General features: G+C 64.0%; 25 protein-coding genes. 5 read left to right on the forward strand and 20 right to left on the reverse strand.

What is annotated here, in order from left to right; all coding sequences use genetic code 11:
- Positions 1-12: 12 nt before the first annotated feature.
- The gene (lipA, locus tag B9Z03_RS18095; protein WP_085465486.1) at positions 13-975 is read right to left on the reverse strand and encodes a lipoyl synthase; all 963 of its coding nucleotides are present in this window, start codon (positions 973-975) and stop codon (positions 13-15) included.
- A gap of 209 nt (positions 976-1,184) precedes the next feature.
- On the opposite strand from lipA, the gene B9Z03_RS18100 reads away from it, so the two are divergent.
- A complete protein-coding gene (locus B9Z03_RS18100) occupies positions 1,185-2,153 on the forward strand; it encodes a right-handed parallel beta-helix repeat-containing protein (protein WP_085465487.1) in 969 nt (322 codons plus the stop codon).
- A gap of 66 nt (positions 2,154-2,219) precedes the next feature.
- Here B9Z03_RS18100 and B9Z03_RS18105 read toward each other — a convergent pair whose 3' ends face one another.
- The 18 genes from B9Z03_RS18105 to cckA form a co-directional block, all read right to left on the reverse strand.
- A complete protein-coding gene (locus tag B9Z03_RS18105) occupies positions 2,220-2,471 on the reverse strand; it encodes a GlsB/YeaQ/YmgE family stress response membrane protein (protein ID WP_085465488.1) in 252 nt (83 codons plus the stop codon).
- Positions 2,472-2,559: 88 nt separating this feature from the next.
- Positions 2,560-2,838: a GlsB/YeaQ/YmgE family stress response membrane protein gene (locus tag B9Z03_RS18110; RefSeq protein ID WP_085465489.1), complete on the reverse strand. Its 279-nt coding sequence runs from the start codon at positions 2,836-2,838 to the stop codon at positions 2,560-2,562.
- A 40-nt stretch (positions 2,839-2,878) separates the two neighbouring features.
- Complete coding sequence (gene lpdA, locus B9Z03_RS18115) at positions 2,879-4,321, reverse strand: dihydrolipoyl dehydrogenase (RefSeq protein WP_085465490.1); 1,443 nt, start codon at positions 4,319-4,321, stop codon at positions 2,879-2,881.
- Positions 4,322-4,330: 9 nt separating this feature from the next.
- Positions 4,331-4,969 (reverse strand): SGNH/GDSL hydrolase family protein, encoded by a 639-nt coding sequence (locus tag B9Z03_RS18120; protein ID WP_085465491.1) that lies wholly within the window; start codon positions 4,967-4,969, stop codon positions 4,331-4,333.
- Entirely contained in the window at positions 4,966-5,388 is a 423-nt protein-coding gene (locus B9Z03_RS18125) for a hypothetical protein (RefSeq protein ID WP_176247554.1), read from the reverse strand. The genes B9Z03_RS18120 and B9Z03_RS18125 overlap by 4 nt, the downstream gene beginning before the upstream one ends.
- A 22-nt stretch (positions 5,389-5,410) precedes the next feature.
- A complete protein-coding gene (locus B9Z03_RS18130) occupies positions 5,411-6,802 on the reverse strand; it encodes a pyruvate dehydrogenase complex dihydrolipoamide acetyltransferase (RefSeq protein WP_085465493.1) in 1,392 nt (463 codons plus the stop codon).
- Positions 6,803-7,417, reverse strand: coding sequence for a Uma2 family endonuclease (locus B9Z03_RS18135; protein WP_085465494.1), 615 nt, complete (start codon positions 7,415-7,417; stop codon positions 6,803-6,805). It abuts the gene before it with no gap.
- Positions 7,410-7,847 carry a hypothetical protein gene (locus B9Z03_RS18140; protein ID WP_139832317.1) on the reverse strand — a complete coding sequence of 146 codons (438 nt, stop codon included), beginning with the start codon at positions 7,845-7,847 and terminating at the stop codon, positions 7,410-7,412. The genes B9Z03_RS18135 and B9Z03_RS18140 overlap by 8 nt, the downstream gene beginning before the upstream one ends.
- Positions 7,848-7,857: 10 nt before the next feature.
- Positions 7,858-9,282 carry a pyruvate dehydrogenase complex E1 component subunit beta gene (locus B9Z03_RS18145; protein ID WP_085465496.1) on the reverse strand — a complete coding sequence of 475 codons (1,425 nt, stop codon included), beginning with the start codon at positions 9,280-9,282 and terminating at the stop codon, positions 7,858-7,860.
- A 16-nt stretch (positions 9,283-9,298) separates the two neighbouring features.
- The gene (locus tag B9Z03_RS29475) at positions 9,299-9,598 is read right to left on the reverse strand and encodes a hypothetical protein (RefSeq protein WP_139832318.1); all 300 of its coding nucleotides are present in this window, start codon (positions 9,596-9,598) and stop codon (positions 9,299-9,301) included.
- 14 nt (positions 9,599-9,612) lie between these two features.
- The gene (gene pdhA / locus B9Z03_RS18150; RefSeq protein WP_085465497.1) at positions 9,613-10,662 is read right to left on the reverse strand and encodes a pyruvate dehydrogenase (acetyl-transferring) E1 component subunit alpha; all 1,050 of its coding nucleotides are present in this window, start codon (positions 10,660-10,662) and stop codon (positions 9,613-9,615) included.
- A gap of 174 nt (positions 10,663-10,836) precedes the next feature.
- Positions 10,837-11,163, reverse strand: coding sequence for an FtsB family cell division protein (locus B9Z03_RS18155; protein ID WP_085465498.1), 327 nt, complete (start codon positions 11,161-11,163; stop codon positions 10,837-10,839).
- A gap of 83 nt (positions 11,164-11,246) precedes the next feature.
- The gene (gene urtE / locus B9Z03_RS18160) at positions 11,247-11,942 is read right to left on the reverse strand and encodes an urea ABC transporter ATP-binding subunit UrtE (protein WP_085467732.1); all 696 of its coding nucleotides are present in this window, start codon (positions 11,940-11,942) and stop codon (positions 11,247-11,249) included.
- Between the two features lie 195 nt (positions 11,943-12,137).
- Positions 12,138-12,884, reverse strand: a complete 747-nt coding sequence (urtD, locus tag B9Z03_RS18170; RefSeq protein ID WP_085465500.1) for an urea ABC transporter ATP-binding protein UrtD — start codon at positions 12,882-12,884, stop codon at positions 12,138-12,140.
- Between the two features lie 5 nt (positions 12,885-12,889).
- Positions 12,890-14,107, reverse strand: coding sequence for an urea ABC transporter permease subunit UrtC (gene urtC, locus B9Z03_RS18175; RefSeq protein ID WP_432417040.1), 1,218 nt, complete (start codon positions 14,105-14,107; stop codon positions 12,890-12,892).
- Positions 14,107-15,723, reverse strand: coding sequence for an urea ABC transporter permease subunit UrtB (gene urtB / locus B9Z03_RS18180; RefSeq protein WP_085465502.1), 1,617 nt, complete (start codon positions 15,721-15,723; stop codon positions 14,107-14,109). Before urtB ends, urtC begins: the two co-directional genes overlap by 1 nt.
- An 88-nt stretch (positions 15,724-15,811) precedes the next feature.
- On the reverse strand, positions 15,812-17,056 hold the full coding sequence (gene urtA, locus B9Z03_RS18185; protein WP_432417041.1) for an urea ABC transporter substrate-binding protein: 1,245 nt from the start codon (positions 17,054-17,056) through the stop codon (positions 15,812-15,814).
- A 315-nt stretch (positions 17,057-17,371) separates the two neighbouring features.
- Complete coding sequence (gene cckA, locus B9Z03_RS18190; protein ID WP_085465503.1) at positions 17,372-19,966, reverse strand: cell cycle histidine kinase CckA; 2,595 nt, start codon at positions 19,964-19,966, stop codon at positions 17,372-17,374.
- A 182-nt stretch (positions 19,967-20,148) separates the two neighbouring features.
- Between cckA and B9Z03_RS18195 the strand changes: the two genes are divergently transcribed.
- Complete coding sequence (locus B9Z03_RS18195; RefSeq protein WP_139832319.1) at positions 20,149-20,934, forward strand: flagellar biosynthetic protein FliO; 786 nt, start codon at positions 20,149-20,151, stop codon at positions 20,932-20,934.
- A gap of 39 nt (positions 20,935-20,973) precedes the next feature.
- Here B9Z03_RS18195 and dksA read toward each other — a convergent pair whose 3' ends face one another.
- Positions 20,974-21,390, reverse strand: a complete 417-nt coding sequence (gene dksA / locus B9Z03_RS18200; protein ID WP_085465504.1) for an RNA polymerase-binding protein DksA — start codon at positions 21,388-21,390, stop codon at positions 20,974-20,976.
- Between the two features lie 303 nt (positions 21,391-21,693).
- Here dksA and B9Z03_RS18205 point away from each other — a divergent pair, with 303 nt between their 5' ends.
- From B9Z03_RS18205 to B9Z03_RS18215, 3 genes are all read left to right on the forward strand, one after another.
- A complete protein-coding gene (locus tag B9Z03_RS18205; protein WP_085465505.1) occupies positions 21,694-22,194 on the forward strand; it encodes a SixA phosphatase family protein in 501 nt (166 codons plus the stop codon).
- Positions 22,195-22,284: 90 nt separating this feature from the next.
- Positions 22,285-23,739: a YcjX family GTP-binding protein gene (locus B9Z03_RS18210; RefSeq protein ID WP_085465506.1), complete on the forward strand. Its 1,455-nt coding sequence runs from the start codon at positions 22,285-22,287 to the stop codon at positions 23,737-23,739.
- Positions 23,736-24,809, forward strand: a complete 1,074-nt coding sequence (locus tag B9Z03_RS18215; RefSeq protein WP_085465507.1) for a YcjF family protein — start codon at positions 23,736-23,738, stop codon at positions 24,807-24,809. The genes B9Z03_RS18210 and B9Z03_RS18215 overlap by 4 nt, the downstream gene beginning before the upstream one ends.
- Positions 24,810-24,917 lie beyond the last annotated feature (108 nt).

The following is a 24,917-nucleotide window of genomic DNA, read 5'->3' on the forward strand; positions in this document are numbered from 1 at the left end:
TCTGTCTCGTCGTCAAGCCCTGCGGGCGAGTTGTGCGTCGCGTGCCGCGCGCAGCCGGGCGAAATCCTCTCCGGCATGATGCGAGGAACGCGTCAGCGGGCTCGCCGCCACGACAAGGAAACCCTTCGAATAAGCGACGGTCTCGTAGGAGCGGAATTCGTCCGGCGTCACGAACGCCTTCACCGGATGGTGCTTCTTCGACGGCTGGAGATACTGTCCGATCGTGATGAAGTCGACGTCCGCCGAGCGCAGGTCGTCCATCAGTTGCAGCACCTCGTTCCGCTCCTCGCCGAGCCCGACCATGATGCCGGACTTGGTGAAGATCGACGGGTCGAGTTCCTTCACCCGCTGCAGCAGCCGCACCGAATGGAAGTAGCGCGCGCCGGGGCGAACCGTCAGATAGTTGGACGGCACGGTCTCGAGGTTGTGGTTGAACACGTCGGGTTTCGCGGCGACGACCACCTCGAGCGCGCCTTCCTTGCGCAGGAAGTCGGGCGTGAGGATCTCGATCGTCGTGCCCGGCGCAGCGCGGCGGATCGCCCTGATCGTCTCGGCAAAGTGCTCCGCGCCGCCGTCGTCCAGGTCGTCACGATCGACGGAGGTGATGACGACATGGGTGAGCCCCATCTGTGCGACCGCGCGGCCGACGCTTTCCGGCTCGGAACGATCGAGCGCGTGGGGCTTGCCCGTCGCCACGTTGCAGAAGGAGCAGGCACGCGTGCAGATCTCGCCCATGATCATGAAGGTGGCGTGCTTCTTGTCCCAGCACTCGCCGATGTTCGGGCAGCCGGCCTCCTCGCACACGGTAACCAGCTTGTTTGACCGCACGATCTCCCGCGTCTCGGCATAGCCGCGCGACGTCGGCGCTTTGACGCGGATCCAGTCCGGCTTGCGCATCACCTCCTGATCGGGGCGATGCGCCTTCTCCGGATGTCGCGGGCGCGGCCTGGCGATAGTGTCGAGAACGGTGACCATCGGATTCCTGCAGACAATTTCTAGCCGCCGGCCACACCGGCGCACATGACATTTAGGCGCAACAGCCAGGAAGCGAAAGGCCGCGAGCACACAGCCGACCGACATCAACCCGCAAAGTTCATACCAAGCCTATTGACGTTACGTCATGAATGCTACAGTCCGAAACCTCAACCAGTTGTCGAAATTCACGTTGCAAAAGGGGACAAGTAATGAAGATTTTTGGATTGGCGGCCGCTGCTATTTCGGCTGCATCGATCATTGGACCCGCACAGGCGGAAAGGACCGACTGCATAAGCATCACATCGCTGCCGCAAACCATTACGGCCGCTGGTGTCTATTGCCTAAAGCAGGATCTTAGTACGGCGATCACCTCTGGGAACGCAATCACTATTAACGCCAACAACGTCACGATCGACTTTAACGATTTCAAACTTGGCGGTCTCGCAGCCGGCCCGGCCACCGGCGCCAATGGCGTATTCGCAACCAACAGGAAAAACATCACTATCCGCAACGCGACGATCCGGGGTTTTCGCAACGGCGTGCTATTTTCCGGAGCAGGTTCGTCCGGCAGCGTCATCGAAGACAATCTCGTCGAGGGTAGCACCTTCACGGGAATAACCGTCGCGGGCTCCGGAATCGTGGTAAGAAGGAACCGCGTGGTCAACACGGACACGACGCCGCCGTCATCTCAAACGACGGCGCCAGCTGCGGTATCCTACACAAACATGGGTCGCCGTAGCGCGACCTCCGTAGGGATATCTAACGGGGTTGCGCCAATGGCCGGAAATGGCGGCGTGTCAAATGCCATCCGCGCCGAGAATATCATCAACAGCCAGATCGTTGACAACGCAGTGTCGACCTCGATTTCGTCAAATAGCGAAGCTGAAGGAATCTTCATCAGGACCGCGCGTCGAGTGGAAATCGCCAGAAACACGATATTTGACGTCGCCGGACAAAATTTCGCGACTGGGATCTACGCCGAGAGTTCAAGACTTCTCTTCATCAAGGACAATATTATTGGCGGCGGAACGTCTGCCACGCAGGGCGCAGGTGGAACTGCGTATGGTATAGAAGTCACGTTCCCAAGTGGCGCGAACATATGCCAGAATAACACGATCACCGACTTCGCCAGCGGATCTGTCACCGGCTGCGGATCGACGACTGGGACTTTCCCCTGATACGTTGGTTCATATAAAGGAAGTACCACGCGTCAGATGACGCGCGGTATCTTCATATTTCGTCAATCAGCGTCTGAACATCCGACCGATCGCAATGAGGATGCATGCTCCAATAAAGCCGGCTACCAGGTAGCCGATCCAGCCCCCGAGGACGATGCCGAACGCGCTCAGCAATGCATTGGCAACAATCGCGCCAACTATGCCGAGAACTATGTTCATCAGCACGCCCATATTGCTCTTCATGACCATTTCGGCGAGCCAGCCGGCGATGCCGCCAATAATGATGGCTGCGATCCAGCCCACACCCGCGTCTTCCATGAGATTCTCCAGTCTTTGCCCGGCGACGACCGCCGCAGCGACAACGCGGGAGCGGGCCGCAGGTTCCGGAGACTGGAATGGCGCTAGCTCAGCGCGCGCCCTGGGCCCTGCCCCATATCCACAGGATGACGATTGCACCCGCGATGGCGACGACGAGGTTTCCGAGGAAGCCGTAGAACGCGATCCCAAGCAGCCCGGCAAGGGTTCCGCCGACGAAAGACCCTGCAATGCCGACGAGAATGTTGGTGAGGATGCCGTGGTCACGGTTCATCGTGCGCTCGGCGACATAGCCTGCGAGAAAGCCGATCACGAGCATGCCGAAGAAGCCGACGCCCGGCATGGCCAGAATTCCATAGGTCGGTTCCATACAACTCTTCCTGGTTCGGTCGACTGGACGGTATCGACGCTCAGATGTTGAGCGCCTGGCCGTAGGCGTCGAGCACGCTCTCCTTCATCGTCTCCGAAAGGGTCGGATGGGGGAAGATCGTGTGCATCAGCTCTTCCTCGGTCGTCTCCAGGTTCATGGCGACGACGAAGCCCTGGATCAGTTCGGTGACCTCGGCGCCGACCATGTGCGCGCCGAGAAGCTGGCCGGTCTTCCTGTCAAAGATCGTCTTGACCAGGCCCTGGTCCTCGCCGAGCGCCACGGCCTTGCCGTTGGCGACGAAGGGGAAGCGGCCGACGCGGATGTCGTGGCCCTTCTCCTTCGCCTTCGCCTCGGTGAGGCCGACGGATGCGACCTGAGGATTGCAGTATGTGCAGCCGGGAACGAGCGAGCGGTCGAGCGGATGGGGATGAAGGCCGGCGATCTTCTCGATGCAGACCACGCCCTCATGCTCCGCCTTGTGCGCCAGCATCGGCGGCCCTGCCACGTCGCCGATCGCGTAAATGCCCGGCACGCTGGTGCGGCAATAGTCGTCGATCTTGACGACGCCGCGCTCGATGGCGATCCCGACAGCCTCCAGGCCGATGTTCTCGACATTCGCCTGCACGCCGACGGCCGAGATCAGCCGATCGGCTGTCAGCTTTTCGACCTTGCCGTCCTTGGTCTCGACATGGGCGGTGACGGAATTCGCGCCCTTCTCGACCTTGGTCACCTTGGCTTCGAGGATGAACTTCATCCCCTGCTTCTCGAAGCGCTTCTGCGCGAATTTCGAGATCTCGGCGTCCTCCACCGGCATGACGTTGGCCATCAGCTCGACCACGGTCACATCGACGCCCATGGTGCGATAGAAGCTCGCAAACTCGATGCCGATCGCGCCCGATCCCATGACGATCAGCGACTTGGGCATCTGCGGCGGCGTCATCGCCTCAAAATAGGTCCAGATCAGCTTGCCATCGGGCTCAATGCCGGGCAGCGCGCGCGGCCGGGCGCCGGTGGCGATGATGATGTGCTTGGCGTTATAGGTACCCTCGCCCTTAGTGTTCTTGGGCGGCGGCACTTGGGGCTCCATAGGCTTCTTCGTCGTCTTCGACACGACGATCTCGCCCGGCTTGGTGATCTTCGCCTCGCCCCAGATCACGTCGACCTTGTTCTTCTTCATCAGAATGCCGACGCCGCCGTTCATCCGCGCCGCGATGCCGCGCGAACGCTCGACGACGGCCTTGAGATCGGCCGAGATCTTGCCTTCGATCGTCAGGCCATAGTCCTTGGCATGTTCGGCATAGTGCATGATCTCGGCCGAGCGCAGCAGCGCCTTGGTCGGGATGCAGCCCCAGTTGGAACAGATGCCGGCCAGGTGCTCGCGTTCGACAATGGCCGTCTTCAGGCCAAGCTGGGCTGAGCGGATCGCCGCGACATAGCCGCCGGGACCGGCGCCGATGATGATCACGTCATAGGATTCAGCCATGTAACTCTCCTAAAGTCCCAGCATCACGCGCACGATCGGCTCCAGGCCGCGACCGATCGCGCGAGTGTTGGCCGCGTCGAGATGCACACCGTCCAACGGCGAGGCCTTGGCCACGGACGCCGCGTCGAAGAAGCCGCAGCCGGTCAGGTCGGCGAGGTCCGAATAGAGGCTCGCCAGCATGGTCGACTGTTCGAGCCCCGGCCCGAACATGGCCGCAAACTCAGGGTCTCCGGTCTCGCACAAGGGCGGCGGCGAGACCAGAAGGATATCCGGCGCATCCTCGCCCATCGGGTATGCATGGCCGCGAATGATATCGATCAGCCGCTGCATGCCCTGCTTCGCCGCGATCGCCCGGCCGGCGATCCACGGCTTCATGTCGTTGGCGCCGAGAAAAAGGATAGCGAGATCGATCGGCGAATGGGTGGTGAGGATCGTCGGCAGCAGCCGCGCGCCATTGCGATCCGCGGAGCCCAAGTGGTCGTCGAAGGCCGTCGTGCGGCCGTTCAAGCCCTCGGCTATGACGGTGACCTGCGGTCCGAGGGCAGCCTGCAACACGTTCGGCCACCGATCTGCGAAGGCATGCCGGCCAGGGCCGTCGGGATCGTATCCCCAGGTGAGCGAATCGCCGTAGCAGAGAACGGTTTTCATACTGGTGCCACCGGGCCGCGCCCGAACATGTGTGCCGGCGGCGCGGGCCGTCCCCTCCAGCGCACGATCGCCCACTGGGCAATGACGGCAAACGCATTCGGCACGGTCAGGCCGGCGATGATCGGCAGGCTGCCGGCGATGGCGCCGTGGTTCGGATCCTCCAGCAGATCGATCACAACGAGGCCAAGCGCGGCGACGCCAATAACGACCAGGAGCAGCAGCACGGCCACATTGGCCGCACTTCTGACGTCGCGGAACACATGGACGGCCAGGAAGACGATGGAGGACAGCAGGAACATCGCCGCGAATGCGACGAAGGCGATGATGAATTCCTGGTCGCCGTCGCCCCAGATGACGATCGCCTGCAACGCGAGGCCTCCGACGAGGAAGCCGGCGAACAGGAGGAGCGCGGCGGTCACGACGAAGCGCATCGGCAGGCCGTTATACGAGCATCGCCATCGGATTCTCGATGTATCGCTTGAACGCGACCGCGAACTCGGCGCCGAGGGCGCCGTCGATGACGCGGTGGTCGAAAGCAAAGGTGGCCGTCATCACCGTGGCAACGGCGATCTGCTTGTCCTTCACCACCGGCTTCTCGATGCCGGCGCCGATCGAGACGATCGAGGCATGCGGCGGATTGATGATGGAGGTGAAGTTGGATACGCCGAACATGCCGAGGTTCGACACGGCGGTGGAGCCGCCCTGGTATTCCTCCGGCTTCAGCTTCTTGTCGCGGGCGCGCTTGGCGAGATCCTTCATCTCGTTGGAGATGACAGACAGCGTCTTCTGATCCGCCTTGCGCACGATCGGCGTGATCAGCCCGTCGGGGACCGCGACCGCGACGCCGACATCGGCGTTTCTGTGCAGCACGCGGGCGGAACTGGTCCAGCTCGCATTCGCCATCGGCACGTCGCGCAAGGCGAGCGCCATCGCCTTGATGATGAAGTCGTTGACCGACAGCTTGAAGGCGGGAACGTCGCCCTTTTCGGTCTTGGTGGTCGGCGCGGACTTGTTGATTTCCTCACGCAGCTTGAGCAGGGCGTCGAGCGTGCAGTCCATCGACAGGAAATAGGCCGGGATCGTCTGGTGCGATTCCGTGAGCCGGCTCGCGATCGTCTTGCGCATGTTGTCATGCGGCTTGAGTTCGTACGAGCCCTCGGCGAAGAATTTCAGCACCGCGTCGTCGGACAGGGGTTTCGCAGCGGGAGCCGCCGCGGCTGGCGCACCGGCCTGTGCGGCAGGGGTCGCCATCTTCGCGCCACCACCGGCGACAGCTGCCTCGACATCCGCCTTGACGACGCGGCCATGCGGGCCGGAACCGGCGATCGCCGAAACGTCCACGCCGGCATCCTTGGCGATGCGACGGGCGAGTGGCGAGGCGAAGGTGCGCTCGCCGGAAGAAGCAGTCGCTGCAGGAGCGCCCTCCGGCTTTGCCGGAGGGGTTTCCGTCTTGGGGCCATCCGCCTTCGGGGCCTCGGTCCTGGAAGGCTCTGGCTTCGCAGCCTCGGTTGTCGCCTTGGCCTGTTCCTTCTTCACCTCGGCCTTGGCCGGCGCGGTATCACTACCTTTCGCCGCGGCTGAGGCGTCTTCCCCCTCGCCGGCGAGGATCGCGATCACCGCGTTGACCTTCACGCCCTCGGTGCCGGCCGGCACGACGAGTTTCGCGACCGTGCCCTCATCGACGGCTTCCACTTCCATCGTCGCCTTGTCGGTCTCGATCTCCGCGATCACGTCGCCAGGCGAAACCTTGTCGCCTTCCTTGACCAGCCACTTGGCAAGATTGCCCTCCTCCATCGTGGGCGAGAGGGCCGGCATGGTGATGTTGATGGGCATCTAGCGGTCTCCGGCGTAATAGGGCGTAGGGTCTTCGTTGAAGCCGAGCGGCGGGTCGAGCGGCCAGAGGTCGGCTAGGGAAAAGGAAATGGCATCGAAGGGCGGGGCTCTGACCTCGTCGGCGGAGTTCCAGGTTCCGACATCGGTCCAGAATCCATTCCTCAACTCAAACGCTTCGAGCAGTTGTAGCCGTGGATCGATCAGCCAAAAATGGCCTACGCCGTGAAGTCCGTAGATCCGCTTCTTCAATGTCCGGTCGCGCTTCTCGGTCGACCCGGACAGGATTTCGCACACCCAGTCCGGCGCAATTTCGAAGAAATTCCGGGCGGGCAGTCCGGGCAGACGTTCGCGCCGCCAGCCTGCGAGATCGGGTACTAGAATATCCCCGCCAAACTTGATTTCCGGTTCGACGGCAAACACCCATCCGCCCGGTCCGCCCCGGCCTTTCTGAAACGGACCCGTCAACTCGTCACCTAGGCTTGCTGCCGTTACTCCATGTCGCGGCGACGGCCTTGGATGGGTCATCAGTTCGCCGTCGATGATCTCCGCGACCAGATGTGGGGGGACCGCTTCCAGGTCGGCGTAGGTCGCAGGCTTTCTAGGAGCGTCAGGCATTGCCAGACCCCAAGTGTCGCACACGGGCAACGTTGCGCCACACATACCAATCGGAGGGCCATCGGCCACCACCGAAATTCACGCATTCAAGTCCAAACGAGCGCCCATCGTCGGCGAAGTTCAGTTGGCACATCATGACGACGTATCCATCCGGCGACTCATCCTGGATACGGCCAGCACCCATCATTTCAAAGGTAGCGATGGCCATTTCCCGAAACAGCCTGCGCGGCAAGGCAACGTCACCAGGCCCGACCTCGTAGTCTGTGTAGAATCCGGCGCCACTTCCCCACCGCTCAACCACCATTGCTGAGAGATAGTTTCGCCTGACGATCTCTCCAAGATGACCGGATCGCGCGCAAATCTGCTCCATCGCAGCCTGCTCGAACGCAAGCTGGTTGGCGGGAAGAGGCTGGCTTGGCGATTGTTTCACCTAACCCTCGCTACCCCTTGTACGTAACCGCCTTCACCGCCTCGATCACCTCGCCGACGTTCGGCAAAGCGAGCTTTTCGAGGTTGGCGGCGTAGGGCATCGGCACGTCCTTGCCGGCAATGGTGATGACGGGCGCGTCAAGATAATCGAATGCGCGCTGCGACACCTGGCTGGCGATGAAGTCGCCGACCGAAGACTGCGGGAAGCCCTCTTCCACCACCACGAGCCGGTTGGTCTTCTTCACCGACGCGATCACCGTGTCGAGGTCCATCGGCCGGATGGTGCGTAGATCGATGATCTCGGCGTCGATGCCGAGCTTGGCGAGTTCCGGCTCGGCCTTGACCAGATAGGTCATGCCTATGCCGAAGGAGACCAGTGTCACGTCCTTGCCTGGCTTGTGGATGCGCGCCTTACCGATCGGGAGCACGAAATCGTCGAGCTTCGGCACGTCGAAGGTCTGGCCGTAGAGGATCTCGTTTTCGAGGAAGATCACCGGGTTCGGATCGCGGATCGCGGCCTTGAGCAGGCCCTTGGCGTCGGCGGCCGTGTAGGGCTGCACCACCTTGAGGCCCGGGATATGGCTGTACCAGGCGGCATAGTCCTGGCTGTGCTGCGCCGCGACGCGGGCGGCGGCACCGTTCGGCCCGCGGAACACGATCGGCGCGCCCATCTGGCCACCGGACATATAGAGCGTCTTGGCGGCGGAATTGACGATCTGGTCGATCGCCTGCATGGCGAAGTTGAAGGTCATGAACTCGACGATCGGCTTCAGGCCAGCCATGGCGGCGCCCACGCCGACGCCGGCGAAGCCGTGCTCGGTGATCGGGGTGTCGACGACGCGTTTGGCCCCGAACTCCTGCAGCAACCCTTGAGTGATCTTGTAGGCGCCCTGGTATTCGGCGACCTCCTCGCCCATGACGAAGACGTCCGGATCGCGGCGCATCTCCTCGGCCATTGCGTCGCGCAGCGCCTCTCGCACGGTGGTCGGGACCATCTCGGTGCCAGCGGGAACATCCGGATCGGCAGCGGCCTCGACCTTCGGCGCGGCGGGAACCTTGGCCGTTTCCTTTTCCACGACAGGCTCCTGCGAAGCCTCGCGGGCCTTGCCGCCCGCATCTTCGGCGGGCGCCGGCTCTGCCTTGGCCTCGGTCTTCTGCGGTGCCTTGGCACTGCCGATGTCGCTCGCACTCTCCCCATCTTGGAGCAGCACAGCGATCGGCGTGTTGACCTTGACGCCCTCGGTGCCCGCCTCGATCAGAATCTTGCCGAGCGTGCCCTCGTCAACCGCCTCGACCTCCATGGTGGCCTTATCGGTCTCAATCTCGGCAATGACATCGCCGGCGGCGACCTTGTCGCCCTCGTTCTTCAGCCATTTGGCGAGATTGCCCTCCTCCATGGTCGGCGAGAGCGCGGGCATCAGGATTTCGATCGGCATCTGTGTCTCCGCGAGTTCAGGCGATACCAAGTTTCCGCGCGAGTGCGGAAAGTACCAAGACGACAATAGAGAGAATCATTGGTGCCGCCACCAATGCGATGAAAGCGATTCCTGCCCATTTCAGTCGAAGTAATTTCGAATGAACTTGCGGACCAAGCTGGCGCTCGATCGCACCGAGGTTCCATAGCCCCAAATTTCGAGACGTGGCGCGCTTTTGTCCGTAGGGCGCACGGGCCAAAATCTCTAGGCTACTCCACGCGACAATCGCCCACGCGGTGAAGGCGGCCAAGCCATATATAGGGATGAGCGCACTCATCAGAGGCGCCGATCTCAGGTTCCGACGTAGATGTCGGTGTAAAGCTCGGAGACGTCCGGCTCCGGATCGGACTGCGCGAAATCGGCCGCATCTGCGACGATGTCGCGAACCTCCTTGTCGATCGCCTTCAGGTCGTCCTCGGAGGCCCACTTCTTGTCGGCGAGCCGCGCCTTGACCTGCTCGATCGGATCGTGCTCGGAGCGCATCTTCTGCACTTCGTCCTTGGAACGGTATTTCGCCGGGTCGGACATCGAATGGCCGCGATAGCGGTAGGTCTGCATCTCGAGGATGATCGGCCCCTTGCCGGAACGGCACCACTCGGTTGCCATGTCGCCCGCTGCTTTGACGGCGCGGACGTCCATGCCGTCGACCTGGATGCCGGGGATGCGGAACGAGATGCCGCGATGCGAGAAATCGGTCTCCGCCGACGAACGCTGTACCGACGTGCCCATGGCGTAGCGGTTGTTCTCGATGACGTAGATTACCGGCAGCTTCCACAGCGAGGCCATGTTGAAGCTCTCGTAGACCTGGCCCTGGTTGGCCGCGCCGTCGCCGAAATAGGTGAGGCAGACATTGCCGTTCTCGCGATAGCGGTTGGCGAAGGCGAGGCCGGTGCCGAGCGACACCTGTGCGCCGACGATGCCGTGGCCGCCGTAGAAGTTCTTCTCCTTCGAGAACATGTGCATCGAGCCGCCCTTGCCTTTGGACAGCCCTCCCCGGCGCCCGGTGAGTTCGGCCATGACGCCGCGCGGCGAAAGTTCCATCGCCAGCATGTGGCCGTGATCGCGATAGGCGGTGATCATCTGGTCGCCCTCGACGAGCGACATCTTGAGGCCGGTGACCACTGCCTCCTGGCCGATATAGAGATGGCAGAAGCCGCCGATGAAGCCCATGCCGTAGAGCTGACCCGCCTTCTCTTCGAAACGGCGGATGAGCAGCATGTCGCGATAGGCGCGCAGTTCCTCGTCCTTGGTGAAATCCGCGGGCTTCGGTGCCTTCGGTTGCGACAATGCGCCGGATTCGGACTTCGACTTAGCAGAGGCTTTGCGGGCGGCTACGGCCATCGACTACTCCCTGGACTGTCTCTTGGCGGACATGACGGAAGCTCGTCTCCGACACCCCCGATTGAAGACAACGTAGCACAGCGCCTTACGTTCGGCCATGCCAAATTGCACACAGCCGACATACACCTAACTACATGATTATACGGGGAAAATTGGAAATAAACTGGAATTCAGTTAATGGCTATTTCGGCCTGATCTGATGATCATGACCTCGTCCTTTGCCGTCAGGTTGAGCGCGCGACGCGCCTGCTCGTCCAGCATGTCCTTCTCGATCGTGCCGTCCTGGAGCAGCAGCACCCTGGCTTCAAGGGCCTGCCGTTCGGTGCGAAGCCCGGCCAGCTTCGCCTCGAGCTCAGCCTTGCGGTCGACGAGCTGATAGCTGGAATAGATGCCGAATTCGCCGTGCCAGGCGTGGAAGCCGAAGTAGGACAGGAACACGGTGGCAAGCGCCGGCACGATCAGCGCACCGCTGCGCCGCTTCTTCCTCTGCTTCGTCCACATGCCGCGAATCCATACTTGCGCCGTCAGAGCAAAGATGGACCCGTCATGCTTAAGGCGCGGTTACCGGCGCTGCGAAACCGCGCTCAGACGGTGAGGAAGCGGCGTATTTCAGGCTTGTCGAGGTCCTCGGCCGGCCCGGTGTGCACGATCACGCCGCGGTCCATGATGTTCACCTCGTCGGCGAGCTCGCGGCAGAAATCGAGATACTGTTCGACCAGCAGGACGGCGATGCCCGCCTGGTCGCGCAGGAAGCGGATGGCGCGACCGATGTCCTTGATGATCGACGGCTGGATGCCTTCCGTCGGCTCGTCGAGCACGAGCAGCTTCGGCCGCGTCACCAGCGCGCGGCCGATCGCGAGCTGCTGCTGCTGGCCGCCCGACAGGTCACCGCCGCGCCGGCCGAGCATGTCCTTCAACACCGGAAACAGGTCGAAAACATAGTCCGGAATGTTGCGGTCGCCCCGCTTGACCGGCGCATAGCCGGTCTCGAGGTTCTCCTTCACCGTCAGCAGCGGAAACACCTCGCGCCCCTGCGGCACGAAAGCGATGCCCGACCGGGCGCGGTCATACGCCGCGCTCCGGTCGAGCGCCTTCCCCTCGAAGGCAATCGTTCCACTCGTCAACCGGTGATGGCCGACGATGGATCTCATCAAACTGGTCTTGCCGACGCCATTGCGGCCGAGCACGCAGGTGATCTTGCCGCCCGCAGCCGTCAGCGATACGCCGCGCAGCGCCTGGGCCGCGCCGTAGTGGAGCGTCGCGTCGCGCACCTCAAGCATGGTGTCGCTCCGCATTGTACCCGAAACGCCCCTGGTCCCCCTCCTCCCCCGAAACGGGGGAGGCTGGCATCGCCAGACGGAGGGGGTTCGGGAAAAGGGTCGGCAGGGATTCCATGCTGCGCGCCAGCGCCCAGAGGAGTTGCGCACCGTCCATCGGCGTCGGCTCGCTAGAAAAGGGAACGCGCCAATACATGCTCATCTCCCCAGATAGACTTCGATGACGCGCTCGTCGGCGCTCACCGCGTCGAGCGAGCCTTCCGAAAGCACGGAGCCCTCATGCAGGCAGGTGACGCGCACGCCGAGCTCGCGGACGAAATGCATGTCGTGCTCGACGACGACGACCGAATGCGTCCTGGAAATCTCCTTCAGCAGGCGCGCGGTTTCTTCGGTTTCCGCATCCGTCATGCCGGCCACCGGCTCGTCGACCAGCAGCAGCTTCGGGTCCTGCGCCAGAAGCATGCCGATCTCCAGCCACTGCTTCTGTCCGTGCGACAGGTTGGCCGCGAGATCGTGGCGGCGCTCGCCAAGCCGCGTCACGGCGAGGATCTCGTCAATGCGCTCGCTCTCTTCGGCCGCGCGGCGATGGAACAGCGCCGGGAAGATCGAGCGCGGCCCTTTCAGCGACAGGACAAGATTGTCCTCCACCGTGTGGCTCTCGAACACAGTCGGCTTCTGGAACTTGCGGCCGATGCCCATCATGGCGATCTCGGCCTCGTCATGCTTGGTCAGGTCGACATCGCCGTCGAAATAGACGTCGCCCGTGTCCGGTCTCGTCTTGCCGGTGATGATGTCCATCATCGTCGTCTTGCCGGCGCCATTGGGGCCAATGATCGCCCGCATTTCGCCCTTGCCGAGCACCAGCGAGAGATTGTTGATGGCGCGGAACCCGTCGAACGAGACCGAGACGCCGTCGAGGTAGAGGATGGTTTCCTTGCGCGACATGGGCCCTACTCCGCCGGCTGGGGTTCGGCGGCGCCGAGCGCGGGGCCGTCCTTGGCTTCCGGACGCGGCGCGGCCCGCACGACGGGCTCCGGCGCGCCGCCGGTCGGCGTGCGTGCCGCGACGCGCTTGTCCTTGCCCGCCTTGCGCCAGTGATCCCACGTGCCAATGATGCCGCGCGGCAGGAACAGCGTGACGAAGATGAACAGGCCGCCGAGCGCGAACAGCCAGTATTCGGGCAGCCAGCCGGTGAAGAAGGTCTTGCCGAGATTGACCAGCACCGCGCCGATGATCGGACCGACGATCGTGCCGCGCCCACCCACAGCGGTCCAGACTACGACCTCGATCGAGTTCGCCGGATCGAATTCGCCGGGATTGATGATGCCGACCTGCGGCACGTAGAGCGCGCCCGCCACGCCGGCCATGACGGCGGAGACGGTGAAGGCGAACAGCTTCACGTTCTCCGGCCGCCAGCCCAGAAAGCGCGTGCGCGGCTCCGCGTCGCGTACGGCGACGAGCAGCTTGCCGTATTTGGACGAGACGATCGCGGCCGTCAGCGCCACGCCGAGCGCCAGTGCGATCGCACTTGCGGCAAACAGCGCCGCACGCGTGCCGCCGGCCTGCACGTTGAAGCCCAGGATATCCTTGAAGTCGGTCAGTCCATTGTTGCCGCCGAATCCCATGTCGTTGCGGAAGAAGGCGAGCAGCAGTGCATAGGTCATCGCCTGCGTGATGATCGAGAGATAGACGCCGGTGACGCGGCTGCGGAAGGCGAACCAGCCGAAGACGAAGGCGAGAAGGCCCGGAACGAGCATCACCATGATCGCGGCGAACCAGAACTGGTCGAAGCCGTACCAGAACCAGGGCAATTCCTTCCAGTTCAGGAACACCATGAAGTCCGGCAGGATCGGATTGCCGTAGACGCCGCGGTCGCCGATCTGGCGCATCAGATACATGCCCATCGCGTAGCCGCCGAGCGCGAAGAAGGCGCCGTGGCCGAGCGAGAGGATGCCGCAATAGCCCCAGACCAGGTCAAGCGCGAGGGCGAGCAGCGCATAGGTTAGGTATTTGCCGACCAGCGCAACAGCATAGGCAGGCACGTGGAAGGCGCTCGTCGGCGGCACGGCGAGGTGCAGGATGGGCACCAGCACCGCGATCGCGAGCAGGACCAGAATGGTGATGACGATGCGGCGCGAGAAGCCGTCGGCGAAGAGGCGGGACAGGATCATGCTTCCACCGCCCTGCCCTTCAGCGCGAACAGGCCGCGCGGGCGCTTCTGGATGAACAGGATGATGAGGACGAGCACGATGATCTTGCCGAGCACCGCGCCCGCATAGGGCTCGAGGAACTTGTTGACGATGCCCAGCGAGAAGGCGCCGACCAGCGTGCCCCAGAGATTGCCGACGCCGCCAAACACCACGACCATGAAACTGTCGATGATGTAGCCTTGGCCGAGGTTCGGCGACACGTTGTCGATCTGGCTCAGCGCGACGCCGGCAATGCCCGCGATGCCGGAGCCGAGCGCGAAGGTAAAGGCATCGACCCAGGGTGTGCGGATGCCCATCGAGGCCGCCATGCGCCTGTTCTGGGTGACGGCCCGCATATGCAGTCCCCACGGCGTCCTGTTCATCACGAAGAGCAGGATGCCAAACACCGCGAGCGTGAACAGGACGATCCAGAGCCGGTTCCAGGTGATGGCCAGCTGGCCGACCTCGAAAGCTCCGGACATCCACGATGGGTTGCCGACCTGCTGGTTCGTTGGCCCGAAAATGGTGCGCACCGCCTGCTGGAGGATCAGCGAGACGCCCCAGGTCGCGAGCAGCGTTTCCAGAGGTCGGCCATAGAGGAAGCGGATGATGCCGCGCTCGATCGCGAGACCCACGGCACCCGAAACGAGGAAGGCGAGCGGCAACGCGATCGCGAGCGACCAGTCGAACAGGCCCGGCGCGCTGGTGCGGATCACCTCCTGCACGACAAAGGTCGTGTAGGCGCCGAGCATCACCATCTCGCCATGCGCCATGTTGATGACGCCCATCACGCCGAAGGTGATGGCGAGGCCGATCGCGGCGAGAAGGAGGACCGAGCCGAGCGAAATGCCGTACCAGATGTTCTGGCCGGCCTGCCACAGGGCAAGCGAATCGTTGATGCGCTGGATGGCGCTATCGACGGCAGTCTTGAGCTCGCCCTGCGCCTTCGAACCGTAGGCCGTCAGCAGGGACAGCGTGTTGCGGTCGCCGCGCTTTCCGAGCAGCTCGACGGCTGCGAGCTTTTCAGCATCAGGACGGTCGGAGACCAGAATCGCGGAGGCGCGGGCGTCTTCCAGTTTCGCCTTGACCGTCGCATCGCTTTCCGACGCGATCGCGGCTTCGATGGCTTCGAGGTTCGCCGCATCCGGATTGAGGAACATCGTCGTCGCGGCCGTCAGGCGCACGGCGGGATCTTCCGCACCGAGCGTAAGCGCTCCGATCGCGTCGCGGATGGCGCGGCGCAGCGAGTTGTTGACCTTGATCTTGGTATAAGCCGCCTTCGGCTCCTCGCCGGCCGCCTCGCCTGTCAGCGGGTCGAGCAGGCTGCCCGCCTGGCCGCTCTCCTTTACGATGAAGACGGCCTGATCGGATTTGCGGAACGCGACATTGCCTTCGCCCAGCGCAATCAGGAGAGGCTCGACCCGCGCTTCGCCGGTGGCGCCCAGTTCGCGGACGATCTGCCCCGTCTCGTTGAAATTCTTCGCCGTCGCGAACTTCGCGATCGTCGCCCGTATCGAGGTGTCGTCGGCCGAGGCGGCAGAGACCATCATGGCCAGCACGCCCAGCACCAGACCGATCGCCCTGAAATATCTCATCAATTCTCGACCGCTCATCTGTGTTGCGGGAGTTTGTTCCGGGCGGGCTTGCCGCCCGGAACGATATTGGGCCGATCCCAATCGGGGATCAGTTCACGCCCTTGCCGCCGCACTTGCCGGTGGCGACGTTGAAGTTTCCGCACGACATCGGCGCGCGCCAGTCGGAGATCAGGTCCTTCGAGTCCGGCAGGTAGTCGGACCACTCGTCGCCGACCACGAGGCCCGAGGTCTGCCACACGGTCGACATCTGGCCGTCGGCCTGGATCTCGCCGATCAGCACCGGCTTGGTGATGTGGTGGTTCGGCATCATCGTCGAGTAGCCGCCGGTCAGGTTCGGCACGGACACGCCGATCAGCGCGTCGATGACCGCGTCCGGATCGGTGGTGCCGGCCTTCTCGACCGCCTTGACCCACATGTTGAAGCCGATCACATGCGCTTCCATCGGGTCGTTGGTGACGCGCTTGTCGTTCTTGATGAAAGCGCGCCAGGAATCGATGAAGGCGGTGTTTTCCGGCGTGTCGACGGACTGGAAGTAGTTCCAGGCAGTCAGGTGGCCGACGAGCGGAGCGGTGTCGAGACCGGCCAGTTCTTCCTCGCCGACCGAGAAGGCCACGACTGGGATGTCCTCGGCCTTGATGCCCTGGTTGCCGAGTTCCTTGTAGAACGGCACGTTGGCGTCACCGTTGATGGTCGACACAACGGCGGTCTTCTTGCCGGCCGAGCCGAACTTCTTGATGTCGGACACGATCGTCTGCCAGTCGGAATGACCGAACGGCGTGTAGTTGATCATGATGTCTTCGGCCTTGACGCCCTTCGCCTGGAGATAGGCTTCGAGGATCTTGTTGGTCGTGCGCGGATAGACGTAGTCGGTGCCGGCCAGAACCCAGCGCTCGACGCCTTCGTCGTTCATCAGGTAGTCGACGGCGGGAATCGCCTGCTGGTTCGGCGCTGCACCCGTGTAGAAGACGTTGCGCTGGCTTTCCTCGCCTTCGTACTGCACCGGATAGAACAGGATGTTGTTCAGTTCCTCGAACACCGGCAGGACCGACTTGCGCGACACTGAGGTCCAGCAGCCGAAGACGGCCGAGACCTTGTTCACGGAGATCAGCTCACGCGCCTTTTCGGCAAAGAGCGGCCAATCGGAAGCGGGGTCGACGACGACGGCTTCGAGCTTCTTGCCCAGCAGGCCGCCCTTCTTGTTCTGTTCGTCGATGAGGAACAGCATCGTGTCCTTCAGCGTCGTCTCGGAAATCGCCATGGTGCCCGACAGCGAGTGCAGGACGCCGACCTTGATCGTCTCCTCCTGGGCAAAGACCGAAGACGTCGCGAGCATGCCCGCGGCGAACGCACCTGCCGTCACCAGAGCTTTGAATGACAAATTGTAACCCCTCATATTGTTGATACCTCCGCGGTTGCCTGTTGCACCGCAGCAATAGAAGCAACGGATATGCCAGATGGCGCAACGTCGGGCTTGCGCGGCTGACGCCGCGGAATATCAGCCTGTTGCACATGCTTGGTCGGCGTCGGCGATGACCGACGGCGACGGCATTAACGATTTGGTGAGAAAGTTTTACGCAGTCGCCGCACGTCCTGCCTCTATTTTAGGCAGGACGTGATGGCTGATTAGCAAATATGCAAAACCGCTGCGCTATTCTGACAGCACGTCCTTCACGACGGTCGCGAGCTGCTTCAGCGAGAAGGGCTTCGGCAGGAAGCCGAACTTGGCGTCCTCCGGCAGGTTGCGCGCGAAGGCGTCCTCGGCATAGCCGGACACGAAGATGAACTTGACGTCGGGATTGCGCTTGCGCAGTTCGCCGAGCAGCGTCGGCCCGTCCATCTCGGGCATGACGACGTCGGATACGACGATGTCGATCTTGCCGTCCAGTTCCTCGTAGATTTCCAGCGCCTCAACGCCCGATGAGGCCTCGTAGACCTCATAGCCACGCGATTTCAGCGCGCGCACGCCGCCCATGCGGACCGCATCCTCGTCCTCGACCAGGAGCACGGTCGCCGAACCGGACAGGTCCTTCGGCGCATCCCCCTTGGCGGCCGACGCGATCGCCTTGGCTTCGGTCGTCGCGATGTCGCCGGCAGACTGCTCGGCGACGACGGCGCCCGGCACGAAGCGCGGGAGGAAAATGCGGAACACTGTGCCCTTGCCCACCTCGGAATCGCAGAAGATGTAGCCGCCTGTCTGTTTGATGATCCCGTAGACCATCGACAGGCCGAGGCCGGTGCCCTTGCCGACTTCCTTCGTGGTGAAGAACGGCTCGAAGATCTTCTTCAGCACGTCCGGCGGGATGCCCGTGCCGCTGTCTTCCACCTCGACCACGACATAGTCGTTGGGCACGAGCTCACGGTAGCTGTAGTCGGCGCATTCGGCGGCGGCGACGTTCTTGCTGCGGATCGTGAGGTCGCCGCCTTCAGGCATCGCATCGCGGGCATTGACGGCCAGATTGACGATCACCTGCTCGAACTGGCCGAGATCCGCCCTCACCTGCCACAGATCGCGGCCGTGATCGATCTTGAGCCGGACGTTGCTGCCCACGAGCCTGGTGAGCAGCATCCGAACGTCGGCAAGGACGTCGGTGAGGTTGAGCACTTCGGGCCGCAGCGTCTGGCGGCGGGAGAAGGCGAGCAGCTGCCGGACCAGCGACGCGGCGCGGTTGGCGTTCTGCTTGATGTTCATGATGTCCGGGAAGGACGGATCCGACGGCCTGTGGTTGGTCAGGAGCAGGTCCGACGCCATGATGATGGCGGTGAGCACGTTGTTGAAGTCGTGGGCGATGCCGCCGGCGAGCTGTCCGACGGCCTGCATCTTCTGGCCCTGCGCCATCTGCGCCTCGAGGGCCTTCTGCTCCGTCGTCTCGACCGCATAGACGATCGCGGCCTCCTCCGCACCGTCGGCGCCGCCGCCGTCGGCCACGGCGCTGACATAGAAGCGCATATGACGCTCCTCGTTATCCGGCAGCACGGTGTCGATCGGAGAAATATCGGCCTGGCGCTGCTTGGCGCGATCGATGGCGGCGGCGAAGGCCTCGCGATCGCGCGGATGGATAACGGTGTCGAGGCGCGTGCGGCGGTCGACGGCCGCCTGATCGACGACGCTGGAGAACAGCATCAGGAACGGGGCATTCGTCCGCAGGATGCGGCCGTTGGCGTCGACACCGGCAATCGCCATCGGGGTCGAGTTGAAGAAGCGCGTGAAGCGCACCTCGGAAGCCCTGAGATCCGCCGACGAATCCTCGCCCTGTGTTCGGTTCAGCACGATCGTGCGCGTCGCCCCCTGCACGCCCTCGCGGCTGGCCGTGACGCGGTGCATGAAGCGTACCGGCAGCGCCTCGCCCTTGGTGGTGGCGAGGTCGAGATCGATGACGGCGTTGCGTGTCGCGCCGGGTTCGGCCTTCACCGCGCGCACCAGCGCCATGCCGTCGCCCGCCACGATCTCCGGAAGCGTGACCGAGCCCGGAACGAAGCCCGCTAGGTCGATCCCCAGCCATTCGGCAAGCGTGGCGTTGATATAGGTGACGCGGCCGGATGCATCGGCCGAGAAGAAGCCGGCGGGCGCATGGTCGAGATGGTCGATCGCCTGCTGCAGATCCTGGAAGAAGCGCTCCTGCTCGGCGCGCTCCTCGGAGATGTCTGACAACTGCCATGCGAACAGCGGCTTGCGCTGCGAGCGCATGTTGAACGTGCGCGCCCGCGCGCGATACCAGCGCGCGCCAGGCTCGGCGCCCGGCCTGATCGCCTGCGACAGCCGGAACTCGCCATCGCCGGCCCGTCCGTCCTTGAGCTGCGCGGCAAGGCCCACCACCGTCGAGCCGGCTTCCGGATTGTCGGACAGCAGCCCCTCGACGGTCTTGATCTCGGCCGGCGAAGCCGCGCCGGTCATCTCGGCATAGGCGCGGTTGGCATAGATGACGCGGCCGCGCGAATCCGTGACGATCAGGCCCTGCCGCATCGAATCGACAAACGCCTTCGATAGTTCGTCATTGGTCGAGCGGGGTGCGAACTGCACGAAGCCGATCGCCGTAAGGAACAGGTAGCCGACGCCGATCATGGCCAGCATGCCGAGCATGCCGATGAGGAAGGGATCGCCGATCCGTTCGCGGAACATCAGGAAGATGACTGCGAGCGGGATCAGCACGAGGATGAAGATGATGAGCCGCGTCACCGCGCCGGGGCGAGAGTTCTCGTCGACGAACGGCGCCGGATAGAAATCGCGGCTTGTCTCTTTGGCCATTCTTCCCCAGCCTTCATGCGCCCGGGCGGCGCGTGCGCGCCCTGCAGGCCGCTTGAATCACATTCTGATTATGCCGGAAAGGCCTCGTTCCGCGCCACGGGGGTTTTTCCCGACGAAACTGGCACCTTGCGACATCGCGCTCAGGGTGCATAGATTGCGGTTCCTGCGGGAGTTATCGGGGCATGGGATTGATCGAGAGCATCCAGAACGCGCTCCCTGAGGGGTATGCCAATGCAATACTGTGGCTGGCGGCGGCGCTCCTCGCGCTGGTCGTGATCCTCGGCCTCATCCGGCTGATTCGCGGCGTTTCGGGCGGAACCTTCGTTGCCGGCGGACGCAACCGCCGCACCCGGCTCGCTGTCATGGATGCCGCGGCGGTCGACAGCCGGCGACGCCTTGTGCTCGTGCGGCGCGACGACGTGGAACATCTCGTGCTGATCGGCGGACCGACCGACGTGGTGATCGAGCGCGACATCCGCGTCATGTCACGCCCGGCGCGACATGCAGAGCACCATGACGAGGCGATATCCGCTCCGGCCCATTCCTCGCCCGAGCTGGAACGCGCCCGCGCGCAGATGCGGCCCGCTCCCCATCCGGTATCGCGGCCAGCGGAAGCCCCGCGTCCCGTCGAACCGGTCCTGCCGCCGCGCCCGGTAGCCCCGGCATCCAACGTCACGCTGCCCCGGCCGACGATTCCAATGCCTGCTCCACCGCCGCCGCCCGGCGCGGCAAAGCCTGCGACGCCCGTGACGACGCCAAGGCCCTACGAACCCTCGAGGCCAGCGTCGTCCGCCGCTCCATCTCGCCTGCCGCCTGCCAAATCGCTGGACGACACGCTGCTCAACGAGCTGTCATTGTCGCTCGAACAGACGGCGTCCGGCTCGAAATCTGCATCTCCGAAGAAGCCGGACACGTCCCTCGACGAGCAGATGAACAAGCTGCTCGGAGAAATCACGAAGAAAGCCTAGGGGTTTTCTCAGCGCAGGCGCTGCGGCGAAATCCGCGCTTCAGTCGTCGCGGTAGACCTTTTCGCGGCGCTCGTGGCGCTCCTGCGCTTCGATCGACAACGTGGCGATCGGACGGGCGTCCAGCCGCTTGAGCGAGATCGGCTCGCCGGTCTCCTCGCAATAACCGTACGTCCCCTCGTCCAACCGCAGCAACGCTGCGTCGATCTTGGCGATCAGCTTGCGCTGCCGGTCCCGCGCGCGCAACTCGATGGCGCGATCGGTTTCGGAAGAAGCCCTGTCGGCAAGGTCCGGATGGTTGGCGTTCTCCTGCTGGAGGACCTCCAGGGTCTCGCGGGCCTCACGGAGGATGTCGCCCTTCCACGCAATCAGCTTGGAGCGGAAGTAGGCCTTCTGACGATCGTTCATGAACGGCTCGTCGTCACTGGGTATGTAGTTCACGTCCGTGATCAAGCTCATCGAGTCACCCCAAAACAGCTACCCGGGCGCCTATATATTCGCGGCACCGGGACCGCACAAGCGGAAAGGCAAGAGCATTCACGCAAAAGTCACGCCAGTTGAAAAATCGCAACGCGAGCACTTCGTCGCAACTCGCCCTGGCTGGCTGCGGACAAGCAACATCTTGTTTCGGCTGGTTCTTTTCTTTCGCCCTCCCGGGACGGCGAAGTGGCCGTCGAGAGTGGATTGCACGAATTCACGCCATTCACTAGACGATGACACAAGCACAGCCAAGGCGACCATCGAAAGCGAGGAGTGCGCAGAATGAGCCGTCTTCTACTGCTGCGCCATGCGCGCGCGGCCTGGGCCGAGCCCGGAATGCGCGATTTCGATCGCCCTCTCGACGTGACCGGCCGCGCCGACGCGGACGCCATGGGGGCCGTGATGGCAAAGGACCGAGTCCTGCCGCAACGCGTCATCTGCTCGTCCGCGAGGCGGGCACGGGAGACGTGGGACGCGGTCGTGCGGCACCTGCCCGTCGCGGACGTGATCGTCACCGACCAGCTCTACATCACAGACGCGACCGGCTACCTCAACTTCATCCGCGACAATGCCGAGGTCGACTCGCTGATGATCGTCGGCCACAATCCGATGATTGAGGACGTCTGCTTCGCCCTTGCGCCCGACGGCAAGGACGATGCGACGGGCGCCCGGTCGAGCGGATTTCCCGCCTGCGGGCTCGCCGTGATCGACTTTCGCGGCAACCTGGCCGATGTCGCGCCGTCCACGGGCTTTCTCGAGGCCTTCTACACGCCAGGCGGATGAACTTGCGGCCCAAGGCCATTCCAATGACCCGCTGCCTTGCCTATATCGGACGGCAGCGCCTCCGGGGCGGGGCATGACGAGGCAGGCGAATTGGCGTCGCATACAACTCTGACCGACGAGGCGCTGATCGCGATCGATACGCTGGCAGGACGCCTGACAGGCTTCGGCAAGCCATCGCTGCGGCTTGGCGTTACCGGATTGTCCCGCGCGGGAAAGACCGTCTTCATCTCCGCCCTGGTGCACAACCTGATTCATGGCGGCCGCCTGCCGCTGTTCGACGCGGCCAAGTCGGGGCGTCTGACCAAGGCCTTTCTCGAACACCAGCCGGACGATGCGGTGCCGCGCTTCCAGTACGAGGATCACGTGGCCGCCCTGCTTTCGGACCGCATATGGCCCGAATCGACCCGCGCGATCTCCGAGCTCAGGCTCACCATCGAGTTCGAATCGGCATCCGGCTGGCGCCGGACCTTCGCGCCGGGCCGCCTGTCGCTCGACATCGTGGACTATCCGGGCGAATGGCTCCTGGACCTGCCGCTCCTCGGCAAGGACTATGAGGAGTTCTCGAAGGATTCGTTCGACCTCGCCGCGCTCGACGTGCGGGCTGATCTTTCGGACGCCTGGTTGCGAGAAGCCGGCGCGGTCGATCCCACAGCCGAGGCGGACGAGATGACGGCGCGGCGTCTGGCCGAGACCTTCACCGCCTATCTGCGCGCCTGCAAGGCGGACCACCGTGCGCTCTCGACGCTTCCTCCCGGTCGTTTCCTGATGCCCGGCGACCTCGAAGGCTCCCCTGCCCTGACCTTCGCCCCCCTGCCCGGCCTCGCCGGCGCGAAACCGCGGCACGGCTCCCTCCATGCCATGATGCAGCGCCGCTACGAGGCGTACAAGACGCATGTCGTGAAGCCGTTCTTCCGCGAGCACATCACCCGGCTCGACCGGCAGATCGTGCTGATCGACGCGATGCAGGCCCTTAACGCAGGTCCGGGAGCGGTCGCCGACCTCGAACGCGCGCTGACCGAGATCCTCGCCTGCTTCCGGCCGGGTTCGACCAATTTCGTCAGCGGCCTCTTCTCGCGCCGAATCGACCGGATCCTGGTGGCGGCGACCAAGGCCGACCAGATCCACCACGAGAGCCACGACAGGCTCCAGGCGATCGTGCGCCGGCTGGCCGAACGAGCGGTGCAGCGCGCCGATCTTACCGGTGCCAAGGTCGACGTGCTGGCAATGGCCGCGATCCGGGCGACACGCGAAGGCACGGTGAAGCAGCGGGGCGAGACGCTGCCGGTGATTATCGGCACGCCGCTCAAGGGCGAGACGATCGGCGGCGAGACATTCGACGGCGAGACCGAGACGGCCATCTTCCCGGGGGACCTGCCTCGAAGGCCGGATTCGATCTTCAAGGATGACGCGGAGAAGACAGCGATCCGCTTCGTCCGCTTCCGTCCGCCAAGGCTCGAGCGGACCGCCGACGGCCTGACTCTGTCGCTCCCGCACATCCGGCTCGACCGGGCCCTGCAGTTCCTGATCGGAGACGCACTGGCATGACAGAGCCGCGCCAGCCGGCATCCTTTCGCCTGACGCCGGAACCCGAGCCGGCGCCGCCTCCCCCGCAACCGGCGCGCAAGCCGCGGGCGATCCGCAAGGAAGAGGTCGCAGTCGTCGTGCCGGCGGAAGTCGACGTCTTCGACAATGACGGGCTCGACGCGCTGGCGCCGCCGGCGCCGCTGAAGCCACGACCGCCGTCGCGGCTGGGCATCCTGTTCTTCGGCGCGCTCGGCACGCTCCTGTCCCTCGCGGTCGGTCTCTGGGCCGAGCGGCTCATCCGCGACCTGTTCTCGCGCAGCGACTGGCTCGGCTGGCTGGGCATGGGGCTCGCCGCGACCGTTCTGGCGACATTTCTGGCGATCCTCGTGCGCGAGCTCTATGCGCTCGCACGCCTCTCCTCCGTCGAGGCACTGCGCGAACGCGCCGGGCTGGCGGTCAGTACTAATGACGCGAGAGCCTCACGAACGGCGGTGGCCGACCTGGTCGTCCTCGTCGGCAAGAAGCCGGAAACCGCGGCCGGCCGCCGGGCCGTGGTCGACCTCAAGGGCGAGGTGATGGACGGCGCCGACTTCGTGCGTTTCGCCGAGGCTGAAATCCTGGCGCCTCTCGACGAAAAGGCCAGGGATCTCATTCTCGATGCGGCGAAGCGCGTGTCGATCGTCACGGCGGTGAGCCCGCGCGCACTCGTGGACCTAGGCTACGTGCTGTGGGAAGCGGGCCGGCTGGTGCGTCGCATGTCCGAACTCTATGGCGGACGGCCGGGAACGCTCGGCTTTTTCAGGCTCACGCGCTCGGTGCTTGCGCATCTCGCCGTCACCGGTTCGATCGCCGCCGGCGACAGCCTGATCCAGCAGCTCCTCGGGCACGGACTGGCCGCCCGCATCTCGGCGAAGCTCGGAGAAGGCGTCGTGAACGGCATGATGACGGTGCGAATCGGCATCGCCGCCATGGAGACGGCGCGCCCCTTCCCATTCGACGCGGTGAAGCGCCCGAGCATGGGCGATTTCGCCTCCGCGCTCGCCATGTTCGCCTCCAGGAAGCGCGAGACGGCAGGCAGCGGGGAGGTTTGACCTTGCTTCCGGCGCCGCGCTCGCGCATTGTGGATAGGCGATGGCGGGTGACGAAGCATTAACCATTCGTGGCCATGCTCCGGTCAGCCCCGCTCCCGAGAATTGCCG

The sequence above is a fragment of the Mesorhizobium australicum genome, from assembly GCF_900177325.1.
Taxonomy (GTDB): Bacteria; Pseudomonadota; Alphaproteobacteria; order Rhizobiales; family Rhizobiaceae; genus Mesorhizobium_A; species Mesorhizobium_A australicum_A.